The organism is Flavobacteriales bacterium (assembly GCA_030584065.1).
Taxonomy (GTDB): Bacteria; Bacteroidota; Bacteroidia; order Flavobacteriales_F; family PHOS-HE28; genus PHOS-HE28.
In genome coordinates this window covers 466,527-482,544 of sequence record CP129489.1, presented here as the reverse complement: position 1 = coordinate 482,544, position 16,018 = coordinate 466,527, and the positions used below count along the sequence as shown (strand labels likewise).

Here is a 16,018-nt window from a genome sequence, read left to right as displayed (position 1 = left end):
TGGATCAATTCTCCTGCGGCGGCGGGTCGTTGCGCTGGCTGTTGGTGCCATTGCTGCCCATGGTGAAGCGGAAGTCGGAGCCGCTGTTGCTGATGTTGGCCTGCATGCCGAGGTCGATGGTGCCGCCCACATTGAAGTGCAGACAGGTGACGTCGTTGCAGGGCACCGAGCACATGCCGCCGCCCACGGTCACATTGCCGGCCAGCTGCACGGCGCCGTTGCCCGTGATGACGTAGTTGCCGTTGGTCTGGAACACGCCGTCCAATCCCACGGTGAGGTAGAGCCCGATGCGGCCGTAGGCGCAGATGATGCCTGCACTAGCACCACCCGCCATGTAGAGGTCCACATAGGTGTCGAAGCCCACGCCAAAGGTGCCGCTGCCGAAGTTGGCCCCGAAGCGCACATCGATGCCACCATCGCAGCCCATCTCCAGGGTCGCCACCGGTTCGCAATCGATCGAGAAGTTGGGGATCACCGGCAGCGGGATCTGCGCACCGGCGTTGAAGTAGAAGCCGTTGAAGCGGCCGCTGCCGAAGAGGCCGAGGTACGTGGGCGGCAGCAGGTTGCCGCTGGGGTACAGGCCCTGCGCCATGGACACGCCCGCCACCGGGTCCTGCGCCAGCATCTGCTGCACCACGGGGATCAGGAAGCCTGCCACCTCGCGCTCCATCTTCTTCTGCACATGCAGGCTGTACTGCATCAGAAGCGCGTCCATCTGCGGTGTGCGCTGGGCATAATCACCCAATAGGATGAACGCCATGCCCGTGATCTGCGGGTCGGACAGGGTCACGTTCAACCCGCTCATGAAGTAAAAGCCCTCCTTGTCGATCACGATGGCCGCCGTGCCGCTCATGCTCGGGCCATTGCTCACGCCATGCGCCACGTTCAGCTGGCCACTGAGGCGGTGGTGCTGCATGTCGTACACCATGTTGATGTTGCCGAAGGGCGTCTCGATGTCCTTCAGCTTGATCTGCTGGTCCTCCACCGCCAGGTCGCCGCGCACCTCGAAGCGCATGCGCTGCGGCTGCCCGTTCTGCGCCTCGAAGCCCATGTCCTCGGGCATGTTGCCCTTGATGTAGAAGGTGTTCCACTCCGGCCCATTGCTGCCGCTCACCACGGTCATCTCCCCTTCCACGTCGGTCATCAGGATGCGGCTGCCGGGGTTGTCGCCGCCCAGTCGCACGCTCTGCTGCGGATCGCGATCCACGGTGAGCTTCGTCTGCTGGTTGTTCTTCACCAGCGTGTAGGCGAGGTTCTTGAACACGTTGGGGTCCTGGTCGCTGATCACGCCCTTGATGGTGAGCTGGCCCTGCGCGAACGTGAGGCTGTTCTGGTTGCCGGCCACGCCGAAGCTGCCCCGTTGCGCACCCTTGTTGAAGGCGAGCTGCACGCCGTTCACGTTCACCGGCGGCATGCTGAAGTCCTGCAGGCGGAAGGCGCTGAGGCCATTGGGCAGCTTGTCGTAGAGCAGGGCCGAGGTGAAGGTGGGCAGGCCGGGGATGCCGAGGTTCAGTTCACCGGAGAGCCGCAGCAGGTTCGACTGGATGACCATGCTCTGCAGGTTGAAGCCGGCGATGTCGTAGAGCGGATACTCGGGGATGCCGCTGCGCAACGCCACTTCCTGCGCGCCATCGCTGAAGAGCCAGATGGAGGTGATCGGGATGTCGCGGGCGTCCGGGATGCCATCGAGGTGCTCGCCGCTGATGGTGGCCCCGGCCACGTTGTGGTCACGGCTGGTGACCACCACGTACCAGGCGGGCTGCGGGCGCACGGCATCGTAGCCGAACTCCACCGGGCGTGTGGCGTTCACCGGGATGGTGCCCATCAGCTTCATGTTGTTCGCCTGCATCTCGCCCAAGAGGAAGCGCGTGGGCTCCAAGGTGCCGTCGGTCACCTCCAGTTCCATGCCGCCGGCCATCAGCGTTCCGGAGAAGCGGAAGCCACCATTGCCCAGGCTCAGCTCGCTGCCCTGCAGGCTGAACTGGCCCAACGGGATGGTGAAGCTCTTCACACGGTTGAAGGGCTGCAGCTCCCGGTTGCGGAACACGATGCCGCCCACCGGGAGGTCGAGGTCGTTGTCAGGCGCAGGGATATGCTCCAAGGCCGTGTGGATGCGCGTGTCCAACACCAGCGAGTCGCGGCTCAGGAAGGAGCCGGACGTGATGTTCGTGGCCTGGAACCCGAAGAGCGTGTAACCCAGCGGCTGGCCGTTGGCGGCGCTCACGTTGTAGCCCTGCGTGGCGGGGTACCAGCTCTGCGCGTTGCTGGCGAAGACCGGCAGCCGCATGCCGCCATCCGGCGCCTGCAAGGCCAGACCCTGCCCGGTGGGCATGCTGAAGTTGCTCACTTGGAAGGAGGCCAGCGACACCTCCACCCCACCGTTCACTGCGCCGCGCGCATCGCTCCCCGCCGGACGGTCCAACACGATGCCCTGTTGGCTGTCGCGCAACGTGGCGTGGTACACGTAGGGCTCATCGCTCTGTTGCGGATACATCCCGACGGCCACCTCGTTCACCGCCAGCGGCATGGGCAGGGTCACCGGCTTCGTGGGACTGATGGTCTCGCCATTCACCGTATAGGCGTTCATCGCATCGGGCTCCACCACCGTGTTGAGGAAGCGGACACTGCGCAGGTCGTTGCCACTGGCGCTGGCCTGCGTCATGCGGAACACACTGTTCGCGCTGTCGGGCACCGTGACCCAGCCGTTGATGCGCGCACGACCAGCGGCCTCTTCGGCGAAGGCCGTCACTTCCAACGGGAAGCCCAGGAGCTGGCTGAAGTCCATCCCGCCGTAAACGCGGAGTTGGAAGTCGATCACCGTCTCGGCCACCTGGCCATTGTAGTTGGTGAGCGTGGTCGTGGCAATGGTGCCCAGCGTATTGCTCTGACCGGTCGCCTCGTTGTACTCCATGCCGAGGTAGCCGGGCTTCGAAGCGGTGAACTCCAGCTGTTCCAGTGGCACGTTGCTCATCACGTACTGGCCCTGCGCGTTGGTCTGCACCTCGGCGATCAGGGTGCCATGCGTGTAGCGCACGCGCGCATTGGCCACGGCCGCGCTGTCAATGGTGACGGTTCCGCGCACGGTGCGCCCGCGCTTCAGCTGCACGTTCCTCACCTGCCAGTGCTTGCCGGCGGTGGAGGTTACCTGGAGCTCACGCGTCACCTGGTTGCCACCCTGCGGGGCGTACACGCGGAAGGTGAAGTCCTGCCCCGAGGCGCGGAACGCGAAGTCCACACGGCCCTGGCTGTCGGTGGTGCGCTCCAAGGGCTGGCCGGGTACCGAGGCCGCCGTGCCGCCCGGGTTGGTCGCCGGGTGCTTGATGGCGGGGTACATCACGGGCGAGGCGTTGATGAGCACCACACGGGCGTTGGCCAGCGGTGTGCCCACGCTCTCGGGGTCCTGGCCGGGCAGCGTGGCCTGGGTGCTGGTCGGCTCCTCGCGCACGATGAAATGGATCCGGTGCAGCTTGTACGGCACCGTGGCCGTGGTGGTGAGGATGCCCGTGGTGGGCACGTTCACGGTGATGGTGTCGCGGTCGTAGAGCTCCAGGTCATTGGGGATGATGACCACTTGAAGGCCATTGCCCGTGGGCACATCCAGCGCCACCTCCCGCTTCATGGTGACGAAGTTCAAGGTGGAGGCCACCATCACGCCTTCCTGCCCCGTGGCCGGGTCACGGTAGTGCGCGCTGGCTGAAAGGGTCTGTCCGGCCTCGTTCTGCAGCACCACCTTCACCTTGCCCTTGGGCGAGATGAAGATCTCCCCGGCCGAGTACTGGTAGCCTTTCCGTAGCATACCGACATCCCCGCTGTTGGGCTCACCGTTGTTCGTTCCACTGGTTCCACCTCCCGAACTTCCAGCGGAAGGCATGGGCTGTGTGTTCTGGCCGATCTGCCCCAGGATGCCCGGGCTTACCTGCATCATGGAGCCAGAGCTGATCGATCCGCCACCGGTCAGGGCAAGCCGGTTCACCACCTTGATCACCCGGTTGAAGCCTGGCTTCTGGACATCGAGCACGTAGTAAAAGCCTACAGGCACGGTGCCTTCTTTCTGCACCAATAGTTCCTTGCGATGGATGCGGCCATCATTGCCGGTGACACCGGACGCATGCATCACCATGCGGCCCTGCGCCAGCAGTGCGTTCGCGGCCATCTGGAACCCATCGGGCTGGTTGGTCTCCAGCATCGCGCCCCAGTTCACGTTGCCGTTGCGCAGGAGCTCCATGCCCGCCTTGTTGATCCGCCAGAGCTTCCAGGTGGCCCCGGGCTCGGCCAGTGCAAGGTCGGCCTGGGTGCCGGCCGCGCTGTTGCGCACGGTGGCGGTGACGGCCGGATTGCGGTCCACCACGCGCTGGATGTGGAAGAGCCATTGGTCCTGCCCCTTGTAAGCCCGGGGATGGGCGCGGGAGGAAGTACCGAAGCCATCGCGGTTGGCGAGCTCACAGCGCATGCAGCTCTCCTTGAACTCATCGGCGGTGGGCACGAAGCAGCCGCTGGTCCAATCATTCTGGTAGGCGTAGTGCACCGGTTTCGGGAAGCTCTCGAAGCTGTACTGCGTGCTGAACTCGTCCACGTAGCGCACCCAGGTGTAGTAGAGGTTGGTGCCCGCCGGCGAGCAGTCGAAGCGCACCAGGTCGCGGAACTCGGCCATACCCTGCGTGTCGGCGGTATCACGCGCCAGGATCACGTAGTCCTGGCCCTGCACCGTGATCGTGGGATCGGGCGCCGCACTGCCGCGCGAGGCCTCGTCCGCCGGCACCAACGTGGGCTTGCTTCCGACCTTCCGCAGCAGCAGCACCTCCACGCCGGCCTTTTTCACCTGGAAGTCGTAGCGGTCCGCCACGAGCACCTTCACGTCCATGCTCTTCACCTGCGCATAGAAGGTCCCGAGGTCGCCGTTGGCGGGCAGGCTGCTGTTGAACTGCACGGGCTGTGCGTAGTAGGTGCGGGCCGGGTTGCCCACGCGCACCATCAGCACCCGGCGGAAGGTGCCGGTGTAATTGCCCTCCAGGTTGCCGGTGAAGTCGCCGGTGAGCGTGACCGTGCCCTGCTTCCAACCGAAGTCGAGCTGCTGCACATGCGGCACGTTGAAGACGAAGTTGCCCTGCGCATCGGTGGTGGCGGTGGCCAGCGTGGGGGCGCTCATGGTGGGTTGGTTCAGGATGTGGAACTGCCCGGTATGGGTCATGAGGATGTTCCCGGGAAGGAGCGGCGCCGCGAGCGCCGTGGTGCTGGGTGCGCTCTGGAACTGGATGGCCTGCACCAGCTGCACCGTCACCCCGGCCAACGGACTTTGTGTGAAGCCGGAGTAGCCCGTCCGGTTGCCCTCGTTGAGCAAGGCGTTCTGCACGCTTCCACTCCCCGTCTGGCCGATCGCGCCGGTATTGAGCGTGCCACCCGAACCTGTGCTCGAGGTAGCGCTGTGGTTGCTCGGCATCGGCCAGAAGTAGTGCAGCTTGCCGGTCAGGGTGTTGCTGAGGAAGGCCGGCGAGATGCCCGGGTCGATGATGGGGCCCGTGCCCGATGGTGCGGTGCCGCCGTAGGGGATCACCGGCGTATCCACCGTGCCCACCGTGAACACGCTGATCTCGCTGCGCCCGAGGTTGGCAACGGCCACCTGTCCGTTCACATCCCGCGCAGTGACCTGCATGGCGTATTGCTTGCCCTGTTCAAAGGCAAGGTCCTGCACCTGCCTGACGTAGACATTGGTCATCAGCCCTTCCTTGAGCAGTACAGGCTGAGCGCGCGTATAGGTGCGCGCTGCGATGATGGCATCGTTCGGGTTCTGGCCCGCAAATACAGGCGTCACAAGGAGATCGTACTGGATCATCGCACCGGCCAGGTTGCCCAGCGGAGGTGTCCACGTGAAGACCGGGTTGGTCATGTAGGCGTTGATCTCGGTGCCATGCATCGGCTGGGTGATGATGGGCGGCTGTGCATAGTAGAGCCCGAACGTGAAGCACCCGCCGCCGGGCTGGCTCAGCAGCTGGGTGCCGTTGAAGGCATAGGCCTCCACGCACAGGGTGTACATTCCCTCCGGCAGCTGACCCGTCTGCACGATGGCCTGCTGTACGCTTTGGTCGGCGTTGGTCGTCACATATTCAGGCGCCAGGAAGTCCATCACACCCGGTTGTGTGCTCAGCACCACCGAGCCACCCGCCGGCAGAGTGATGGGCGAGGGACCTTGGTGTCCGGGTTCGGTACGGACAAACAGACCGGCCGTGGTGTTGGTCAGGCTGCCTTCCAAGCGTATCTGCTTCACCTCCGTGGTTGTATTGGTGAGGGTGATCACCGCCTGTCCGGTGAGATCGGCGTAGTCGTACACATAGGCCGAATAGGGCGGGATGATGTTGAGCGTGACGATGACCTCTTGAGCGCGAAGGAGCGCGGGGAGGAGTAGGAATAACGCGAGGGTGAGCGGGTACAAGGGCGATCGAAACCTCGCACACTTGCACGCCTTCACCCTTGCACCTTGCATTTCGTGGCTCATGGCTCAGAAATTCAGACCGTAAGTGACCCGCGTGATGACCTCCTCGAAGGACCGGAACACGGTCTCGTCAGCAGCTTCGTTGCGCATCAGGATGCCCTGCAGGGAGAGGCGCCCCTTCTTATGCACGGCGATGCCCAGGTCCGCCACACCGCTCACCGTGAACCCGTTCTCCTCGCCGTTGAAGTGGTTGCGGTTGTACATACCGTTCACGCCCACCTGCAGTTTGCGCTTCAGCATGGGAAATCCGAGGCCGAGCCCGCCTCCCATGGAGCCTACATCGCCCTGTGGAAGCACAGTGTTGTTGTAATTGAGCGAACCGGTCGTGGTGATACCCCGTGCCACCCAGGTACGGCTGTACACGAAGGCGCCCACCAGGGTGTGCTGGTCGGCCGGTGCGTTGATCGTGCTCACCGGACTGTTGAGCCGCTGGTACACCCCCACGAACTGGATGGTGCGCACGATCTTCTCGCCCACCTTGTTGAAGTAGGGGACGAGCGTCCAGCTGTTGCTCACCTGCTTGAAGAGCTCGGCGTCCGGCGACACCCGCGTGGGGTTCTGCGTCACCCCGAAGTTGCTCCACCCCGCGTTCACGCCGAAGGTGCGCGTGGGGTTCCAGTTCAGGTTCACGTTGCCGATGAGCCGCTCGCTGGTCACCAGGCGCTGCCGCGCGAGGTTGTCGCGCTGCATGCCGAAGCTGGTGTTGATGCTCACGCGCCCGCTGTCGAGCCGCAGGCTGGGCGTCACCGTGTACTGCTCGATGTCGTTCTGGAAGAAATAGGCGCCCATGCTGCGGTACTCGGGGTCCACGCGCTTATAGGCCAGGCCGATGCCGCCGCCCTTGCCCACGTAGTTGAGGCTGGTCTCCCCCGCGCTCAGGTATTGCGTGCTGATGCGCGCGTCGATCCAATTGCGGGCGGCATCGCGCACGATGCCCATATCGGTGTTCACCACCTGTTCGGGCTGGCGGGTGTCCAGCGTGTAGGCGCTCACCCCCATGTCGGTCTTCCAGAACAGGCGGCGCTTGTCCTTGCGGTAGAGGTCTTTCTTCCAGGAGAAGCCGAAGGCGGTGTTGCGCTGCGGCGCGATGCTGTCGCGCAGGCCCGAGCGGAGCGACTCCTCCACGTCCCAGCCATGCAGGTAGCTCACGTCGAAGTAGCCCTGGTCGTTGCCCAACCCGAGCTTCACGGCATAGGCCATCCGGGTGTAGCTCGGCAGGGGCCGGAAGGCGAGCGGGTTGGCGAATTGCGCGCTGTCCAGTGCCGTGCTGCGGTTCAGCCTTCCGTACATGAAGCCGAATCGCAGGCCCGTGCTGCCCGGCTCGTTCTTGTAGGCGGTATTGATCTCCACACCGCCGCCCAGCATGCGGAAGCCCGCCAAGGTGTATGGCTGGAAGTTGATGTTGCGGTAGCCCGCATGCACCGTGATCCATTTGTATCGCGGGCTGATCCCGTACTGGTTGAAGGGCTGGTAGAAGCGGTTCTCGAAGTTGCCCAGCAGGAGCTGGAAGGGCATCTGCACGCCCAGCACGGTGAGCGTGGGCGCGCCGCTTAAGGTCCATGTGAAGGGCTGACGGCGCGGCGGGATGCCGTTCACCGAGTAGCTCTCCATGGAGAAGCTGAGGTTGCCGCTGAGGGTGACGGGCTTCTTCAGGTTCACCTGCTGGATGTCCTGGGCGGCCACATGCGCCCCAAGGGCCAGGAGCGCGGCGATCCAGGACGCGCGCAGGGTGCGCTCGGCGGGCAGGGGGCTTCTCATCAGCCCGAAAAGTGCCGCTTCACGGGGCCTTGCACCATGTCATCTGATCCAGCGGGGCAAGCCCTTATCCAGCGGCGCCCGTTGCACCAGCTGAATCATATTTCAATAATATTTGAAAGTATGACAAAAGGCGCTATACCTTCGCCCCCATGAACGCGATGAGCATCCGGGAAGCGAAGGACCGGTTCATCGAGGCCTGGGGGGCCTTCGGAAGCGCTTGGGGCATCAACCGGAGCATGGCGCAGGTGCATGCGCTGCTGCTCATCAGCCACGAGCCATTGAGCACCGAGGACGTGATGGAGCAGCTCAACATCAGCCGCGGCAACGCCAACATGAACCTGCGGGCGCTGATCGATTGGAGCCTGGTGCGCCGGGTGCTCAAGCCAGGCGAGCGCCGGGAGTACTTCGAGGCCGAGAAGGACGTCTGGAAGGTGGCCACGCACATCACCCGCGAGCGCAAGAAGCGGGAGCTGGAACCGCTCATCCGCCTGCTCGATGAACTCGAGGACATCCCCGGCGGAACGCCCGAGGCGAAGAGCTTCCGCCAGATGACCCACGACCTGCACGACCTCACCAAGCGCCTCGACACCCTGCTGGAGCACAGTACCCGCCGCGATGTGCAGTGGTTCGTGAAGGCCGCCACCACCCTGCTCAAATGACCGCCCTTTTTTTCGGCATAATGTTTCATTAGTTCCTGAAACTCCAAACCACTGAGCCATGGAAGCCCTGCTGCAGCAACCCGCACGGCTACGCACCGACCCCGGTGTGCAAGCGCACTTCCATGCGAGCGCGGACCTGTACAAGCGCTGGAGCCCGCAGGGCCATCTGCACTTCGGCTACTGGCGCTGGCCCATGAGCCCCTTCAACCGCAGGGTGATGCTCGACGAGATGGTCCGGCAGGTCGTCCGTGAACTGCGCACGCGGCCGGGCGATCGGCTCGCGGACCTCGGCTGCGGCTATGGCGCGGCCGCGCGCCTGGCGGCACGAGAATTCGCCGCGCGCGTGGAGGCGGTCACCATTGTTGAAGAACAGGCCATTGAGGGCGGCATCGAAGCGCTCGCAGCCGGGATCGATCACCGGGTGAGCATGCGGCATGCTGACTTCAGGCGAACCGGCCTGGCCGACCGCAGCATCGATGGCGTCTATGCCTTGGAGAGCCTGTGCTATGGAACAGGCGCATCGAAGGCCGATGCGATTGAGGAGATCGCGCGCATCATCAAGCCCGGTGGCCGCCTCGCACTGGTGGATGGCTTCCTCCTCAGGCCACCGATGGGCAACCGGGCGCGCATGGTGCGCACCGTGGAGGAAGGCTGGGCCCTCCCCTGCTTCCCGCAGCGCGAGGCCTTCATCGGAGCGCTCGCTGCGAACGGCTTCGTGGACATCCGCGTGCGCGACCTCAGCTGGAAGGTGGCGCCTTGCGCCGCGCACGGGCCCTTCCTGATGGTGCAAGGCTGGATGGAGCGCCGCCTCCAAGGCACGCGTTTGAACGCCTTGGAGCAAGCGCACCTCAAGAGCTGCCTGCTGGGCATCCTGCTCGGCACGCAACGCGACCTGTTCCGCTACCTCCTGATCACCGCCCGCAAGGCCTGATGCCATGAGCCTCAACCTCCTCGCCTACGCGCTCTTCTTCCCGGCCATGCTGGTGCTGGCGGTGGGCGTGGCGCAGACCTGCCATCGGCACGGCCGGCCCTGGATGCTGCGGCTCTTCGATGGCGACGCCGCATTCGTGGATGCCGTGAACAGCATCCTGCTCGCAGGCTGCTACACGGTGAACCTGGGCTACATCGCCCTGGTGATGGCCGGCTGGGAGCCCATCACGGGCATCGAGCAATTGCTCGCCACCCTGGCGCGGCGCATGGCCATCATCGTGCTCGCCCTCGCCGCGCTCCACTACCAGAACATCGCCGTGCTCCTGATATGGAGCCGGTTCAAGCAACACAAAGCAACCGGTAAGCGCGCGACATGACGCGCCCCAACAAACACCCCAAGCCATGACCAACACCTTCGTCCTCACCTACCTGATCTACCTGCCCATCGTCTTCGGCCTCACGCTGTACGTGGCCCGCACGCTCTTCCGCAATGGCCGGGTCTTCATGCTCGACATCTTCAAGGGCAAGGCCGACATCGCCGATGCCACCAACCGCCTCTTCGAGGTAGGCTTCTACCTTATCAACATCGGCTTCGCGCTGCGCATCATGGAGGTGGACGGCTATTGGGGCGAGAACGCCTACGACACCATGCAGGAAGTGGTGGAGACGCTGGCCGGCAAGGTGGGCGGCTTCGCCATCTACCTGGGCGTGATGCTCTTCATCAACCTCTTCCTCTTCTTCCGCGGGCGGCGGAAGGCGCGGCAGAACGGGATCACCATCAATCCCGTTCCAGTCATCCCGCAGCCCGTGCACTAACGCGATGCCGTCCCGGCTCATGGCCGGGATGACAGCCCGGCATGACAAGCCATGAGCAGAATCATCCTCGCCGGAGGCACAGGCACCATCGGGCAGATCCTACAGGAGCACTTTGCGCGGTTCGGCCATGAGGTGGTCGTGCTCACCCGCAGGCCGGAACTCCAGCAGCACCCCAAAGCGCGGATGGCGGAATGGGATGGGCGCTCACGCGGTACGTGGTGGCGTGAGCTCGATGGAGCAGATGCGCTCATCAACCTGGCGGGCCGAAGCGTGGATTGCCGATACACGCCGGGGAACCGCGCCGCCATCCTCAACAGCCGACTGGAATCGACGCATGCGCTGGGCGAGGCCATGCTGGCTGTCGGGTCCCCTCCTCCGCTGTGGGTCAACCTCAGCAGCGCCACCGTCTACCGCCACGCGGAGAACCGGCCGATGGACGAGGACACGGGCGAGCTCGGCAATGACTTCAGCCCGCAGGTGGTGAAGGCTTGGGAGAACGAGTTCTTCAGGCATGCGCGCCCCGGCGTGCGCCAGGTGGCGGTGCGCTGCGCCATCGTCTTCAGCAACAAAGGCGGCGCCTTCCCGCGCTATGCACAGCTGGTGCGCTGGGGGCTGGGCGGGCGGCATGGCAGCGGCAGGCAGTTCGTGAGCTGGGTGCACGAGACCGATGTCGCCCGCTTCTTCCATTGGCTCATCGAGGAGCCGAAGGCCGAGGGCATCCTCAACCTGGCGGCGCCCAACCCCATCCCGGATTTCGATCTGCTGAAGGCCATGCGCGCGCGCATCAGGCCCTGGATCGCGCTTCCCGCACCGGAATGGATGCTGCGCATCGGCGCGCGCATCATCGGCACGGAGACGGAGCTCATCCTGAAGAGCAGGCGCGTGGTGCCGGGCCGAGCCTTGCGATTGGGCTTCGCGTTCAAGCACACCGAGCTGGGCAGCGCCCTGGGCGACCTGCTGCCCTAGTCCATGCTCACCTCCTTCTTCTTCTCCTCCACCTTGGCGCCGCGCAGCTTGGCATCGGCCGGGATGCCTTCGAGCACCTCCAGGTTGATGCCGTCGCTCAGGCCCGTGCGGATGTAGGTCTTCTTCCAGCTCTCGCCGTCCTTGAGCTGCACGAAGGCGCTGTCGCCCTTGGCGTTGAACTCCACGATGCTCTCGGGCACGGTGTACACGCTGTCGCGGCGCTCCAGCACGATGTCGGCATTGGCGCTGTAGCCGCTGCGCAGCGACTGGCCATCCTTCAGCTTCACGGCGGCGCGGATCTCGAACTGGATGGCGCCGTTCTCCTCCACGCCCTTGGGGGCGATGTACTCCAGGTCGGCGTCCCACTTCGCGTTGTCGATGGCGCCCACGGTGAGCACCACCGGCATGCCCAGCTCCACCTTGCCCACCTCGCTCTCATCCACCTTGCCCTGGAAGATGAGGTCCGCCATGTCCGCGATGGCGGCGATGGTGGTGCCCTCATTGAAGTTGTTGCGCTCGATCACGCTGTTGCCCTCCTTCACGGGCACGTCGAGCACCATGCCGTCGATGGTGCTGCGCACGATGGTGTTCCCGGCGCTGCTGCGGCTGATGCCATCTCGCACCACCTGGAGGGCCTCCTGCGAGGCGGCGAGCTCCTGACGGGCGTTCCTGAGCGCCACATCGAAGCCCTGCATCTCGGCGGCGCTGATCACCCCCTTGTCGAGCAGCGGCTTGTTGCGGTCGAAGTTCATCTGCGCGTTCTGCACGTTGATCTCCGCCGTTCGCACGCGGTTCTCGGCATTGCTGAGGCTGAGCATGTCAGGCACGATCTGGATCTTCGCCAGGGGCTGGTCCTTGCTCACCTGCTCGCCGGCCTCCACGTAGAGCTCGCGGATGATGCCGCTGACCACGGGCTTGATGAGGATCTCCTTGCGAGGCACGATCTTGCCGTTGGCCACCGTCTTCTTCACCACATCGGTGCGCTTGAGCGTCTCCACCGCGAACTCGTCCGGCTTGCTGGCGCTCTTCCGGTAGAGGAAGTAGAGCGTCCAGATGAACAGGGCGCCCAGTCCGATGAAGAGGATGTACTTGAGGGTCGTTTTCATGTTCGGTGTTCTGTTGCTGGGCGGCGCTGCCCCTCCTACTCGGCTCTTAATGCGTCGACGGCCTTGATGGCGAGCGCCCGCCGCGCAGGCATGAGGCCGGCGAGCAGCCCGCTGATGATGAGCACGGCGAAGGCCACGAGCGCCACGGAGAGGTCGACCCCCGGGTTCTTGAAGAAATCGGCCTCTCCCGCGGCGCTCCGCACGGCCTCCAGCACGCCCACGCCGGCCAGCAGGCCGAGGTAGCCGGCGATGAAGGTGAGGGTGAGCGCCTCCTGCACGATCTGCCCGGTGATGGCGCGGGGCGTGGCCCCGATGCTGCGCCGGATGCCGATCTCCTTGGTGCGCTCCTGGATGCTCACCAGCATGATGTTGCCGATGCCGATCACGCCCGCGAGCAGCGTGCAGATGCCCACGAACCAGCTGAGGCCGCCGATGCCGATGAAGAGGCCGTTCATCATCTGGTAGAACTCCTGCATGTTCCAGCTGCCGAAGGCGCTCTCGTCGGTGGGGTCCACGCGGTGCTTGCGGGCCATGAGCTGCCGGACCTGGCGCTCCACCTCCGCCACCTCCACGCCCGGCTTGGCCACGATGGTGAACCAGTGCACCTCGTTGAGGCTGTTGAAGGCCTTCTGGTAGGTGGTGAAGGGCACGTAGATCTTGGCGTCGGGATTGTCGCCCATCTCGGCGCTGCTCTTCCGCTTGCTCACGCCCACGACCTGGAAGTAGACGCCGCTCACCTTGATGTGCTTGCCGATCGGATCCTCCTGCCCGAACAGCTGCTCCACGACCTCCATCCCGATGACGGCCACCTTCCGCTCCTGCAGCAGGTCGGCCTTGTTGAGGAAACGGCCCCTGGGCAGGCGGATGGCCTCCACCTGGATCACCTCGGGCTCGCAGCCGTAGATGCTGAACGCCCCTATCCTGCTGCCATAGCTCACGTTGTTGCCGCCCTGCCAGCCGCCCAGCTGCAGCTGCGGCGAGCAGACCTCGATGCCCGGCACGTTCCGCCGGATGATGCCGGCATCCTCGTTGTCGAAATTGAAGCGGCGGCCCTTCTGGAACCCCGCGTACGGCTTGGTGGTGGGCATGGTCCACAGGAAGGCGCTGTTGGTGGCGAAGCCCTCGAAGCCGCCCAGCACGGCGTTCTTCAGGCCGTTGCCCATGCCCAGCATCACCACCAGCATGAAGATGCCCCAGCCCACGCCGAACATGGTGAGGAAGCTGCGGAGCTTGTTGCGGCTCAGCGTGTTCCAGATCTCGCCCCAGCGGTCGGTGTCGAACATGGCCTATTCGTGGCGAAGGGCTTCGATGGGACGGATGGCGGCGGCGCGGCGCGCCGGGATGAAACCTGCCAGGGCGCCGGCCACCATGAGCGCGAAGAGCGCCCAGAGCGCCACATTGATGCGGATGGTGGGGTCGCGGAAGAACTCGCTGCCCGGCACCACGGAGGCCACGCCCTCCATGAGGAAGACCCCGAGCACCAGCCCCAGCCAGCCGGCCAGCCCGGTGATGACCAGGGCCTCCATCAGCACCTGTCCCACCACGTTCGCCGGCGTGGCGCCCAGCGCCTTGCGGATGCCGATCTCGCGGGTGCGCTCCTTCACGATGATGAGCATGATGTTGCTCACGCCCACGATGCCGGCGATGAGCGAGCCGATGCCCACGAACCAGAGGAATGCGGTGATGCCATCGAAGATGCGCCCGATGGTGCCGACGTTCTCCACGTTGTTGTTCACCCAGAGCGCGCGCTCGTCGGTGGGGTCGAAGCTGTGCCGGCGGGCCAGGGTGTGCACGGCGCGTTGCTCCGCCTGCCTGGCCCCCGCGATGCTGGCATCGGCGAAGCTGAAGGTGATGTCGTCCACCAGCCCTTTCGCGTTGAAGACCTTCTGCGCGGCGCCGAGCGGTATGAACACGGGGCTGCGCTGGCCCCGCTCCATGCCGCCGGCCTCGAAGGCATAGAGGCCCACCACCTCGAAGGGGATGCCGTTGACGCTGACCCATTGGTGCAGCGGGTCCTCGCCCTTGAACAGCTCCTGCCGGCAATCCTCGGCGATCACGATGACCTTGCGGTCCTGCGCCTCGTCCACCTCGTTGATGAACCGGCCCCTCAGGATGGTCTGGTGCTGCAGATGCCGGTGCTCGGGCTGGATGCCGCGGATGCCGTAGCTGCCGGTGTTCATGCCGTAGCGCAGCGTGCTGTTGCCGCGCCATACCCGGTACTGGCCGCTGATGTGCTGGATGCCGGGGATGGCATGCCGCAGGGCATCGATGTCGGCCTCCTCCAGGTCGATCCGGCGATTGGGCGGCAGGCCCTGCCAGGGCTTGCTGGTCTCGTTGCCCATGATGCGGATGCTGTTGGTGGCCGTGTTGCGGAAGTTGTAGCTGAATCCGTTGCGCAACCCGGCGCCGGCGCCCAGCAGGATGATGAGCATGAAGATGCCCCAGAACACCGCGAAGCCCGTGAGCAGCGCCCTCAGCTTGTTCTTGCCGATGCTCTCCAGCACCTCCGACCAGCGCTCCCTATCGAACATCGCCGGCCGGTTTTTCCACCACCCGCACCCCGTCCATGGCGGTGGTCAGGCTCTTCGGGTCGAGGTGGGCGTTCTCGATCACGCCGTCGCGCAGGTAGATCACCCGCTGCGTGGCCGCCGCCACATCGCGCTCATGGGTCACGATGAGCACCGTCTTGCCGAGGTCGCGGTTCACCTCGGTGAGCAGCTGCATGACCTCGGCGCTCGTGCGCGTATCCAGGGCGCCCGTGGGCTCGTCGGCCAGCACCACCTTGGGGTCGGCGATGAGCGCCCGCGCAATGGCCACGCGCTGCTTCTGCCCCCCGCTCATCTCGTTCGGCAGGTGGTGCGCCCACTCCTTCAGCCCCACACGGTCCAGCATGGCCAGGGCCTGCTCGTGGCGCTTGCGGCGGCTCACCCCCTGGTAGTAGAGCGGCAGCGCCACGTTCTCCACCGCGTTCTTGAACCCGATGAGGTTGAAGCTCTGGAACACATAGCCGATGTAGCGGCTCCGGAGCATGGCGTTCTCCGTCTCCGTCTGCCCCTTCATGAGCATGCCATCGAGCAGGTACTCGCCGCTGTCGTAGCTGTCGAGGATGCCGATGATGTTGAGCAGCGTGCTCTTGCCCGAGCCCGAGCTGCCCATGATGCTCACCAGCTCGCCGGCGCCGATCCGCAGGTCGATGCCCTTGAGCACCTGAAGCACATTGGCCCCCGTGCGGTAGGCCTTGCGGATCCCGTTCAGCTCGATCATCAGCGATGCAATGCGCGCAGGGCCCGAAAGTA

At 65.0% G+C, this 16,018-nt stretch carries 11 protein-coding genes; 5 read left to right on the top strand and 6 right to left on the bottom strand.

Features of this window, described 5'->3' with window-relative positions:
• Positions 1 to 4: 4 nt before the first annotated feature.
• Positions 5 to 6,427 carry a carboxypeptidase-like regulatory domain-containing protein gene (locus QY325_02050; GenBank protein ID WKZ66717.1) on the bottom strand — a complete coding sequence of 2,141 codons (6,423 nt, stop codon included), beginning with the start codon at positions 6,425 to 6,427 and terminating at the stop codon, positions 5 to 7.
• A gap of 66 nt (positions 6,428 to 6,493) precedes the next feature.
• A complete protein-coding gene (locus tag QY325_02045) occupies positions 6,494 to 8,245 on the bottom strand; it encodes a hypothetical protein (protein WKZ66716.1) in 1,752 nt (583 codons plus the stop codon).
• A 149-nt stretch (positions 8,246 to 8,394) separates the two neighbouring features.
• On the opposite strand from QY325_02045, the gene QY325_02040 reads away from it, so the two are divergent.
• From QY325_02040 to QY325_02020, 5 genes are read left to right on the top strand one after another with little or no spacing between them, the layout of a single operon-like run.
• Complete coding sequence (locus QY325_02040; protein WKZ66715.1) at positions 8,395 to 8,904, top strand: transcriptional regulator; 510 nt, start codon at positions 8,395 to 8,397, stop codon at positions 8,902 to 8,904.
• Positions 8,905 to 8,962: 58 nt separating this feature from the next.
• Positions 8,963 to 9,835, top strand: a complete 873-nt coding sequence (locus QY325_02035; protein WKZ66714.1) for a methyltransferase domain-containing protein — start codon at positions 8,963 to 8,965, stop codon at positions 9,833 to 9,835.
• Positions 9,836 to 9,839: 4 nt separating this feature from the next.
• Entirely contained in the window at positions 9,840 to 10,211 is a 372-nt protein-coding gene (locus QY325_02030; GenBank protein WKZ66713.1) for a hypothetical protein, read from the top strand.
• Positions 10,212 to 10,236: 25 nt separating this feature from the next.
• A complete protein-coding gene (locus QY325_02025; protein ID WKZ66712.1) occupies positions 10,237 to 10,650 on the top strand; it encodes a hypothetical protein in 414 nt (137 codons plus the stop codon).
• A 51-nt stretch (positions 10,651 to 10,701) separates the two neighbouring features.
• Positions 10,702 to 11,616 (top strand): TIGR01777 family oxidoreductase, encoded by a 915-nt coding sequence (locus QY325_02020; protein WKZ66711.1) that lies wholly within the window; start codon positions 10,702 to 10,704, stop codon positions 11,614 to 11,616.
• Here the strand turns inward: QY325_02020 and QY325_02015 are convergent.
• Genes QY325_02015 through QY325_02000 form a run of 4 tightly spaced genes read right to left on the bottom strand, consistent with a single transcriptional unit; the run spans position 11,613 to position 15,986 of the window.
• Positions 11,613 to 12,722 (bottom strand): efflux RND transporter periplasmic adaptor subunit, encoded by a 1,110-nt coding sequence (locus tag QY325_02015; GenBank protein WKZ66710.1) that lies wholly within the window; start codon positions 12,720 to 12,722, stop codon positions 11,613 to 11,615. The genes QY325_02020 and QY325_02015 overlap by 4 nt on opposite strands.
• 35 nt (positions 12,723 to 12,757) lie before the next feature.
• A complete protein-coding gene (locus tag QY325_02010) occupies positions 12,758 to 14,005 on the bottom strand; it encodes an ABC transporter permease (GenBank protein WKZ66709.1) in 1,248 nt (415 codons plus the stop codon).
• A 3-nt stretch (positions 14,006 to 14,008) separates the two neighbouring features.
• A complete protein-coding gene (locus QY325_02005; GenBank protein WKZ66708.1) occupies positions 14,009 to 15,253 on the bottom strand; it encodes an ABC transporter permease in 1,245 nt (414 codons plus the stop codon).
• Positions 15,243 to 15,986: an ABC transporter ATP-binding protein gene (locus QY325_02000; GenBank protein WKZ66707.1), complete on the bottom strand. Its 744-nt coding sequence runs from the start codon at positions 15,984 to 15,986 to the stop codon at positions 15,243 to 15,245. The genes QY325_02005 and QY325_02000 overlap by 11 nt, the downstream gene beginning before the upstream one ends.
• Positions 15,987 to 16,018: the final 32 nt, after the last annotated feature.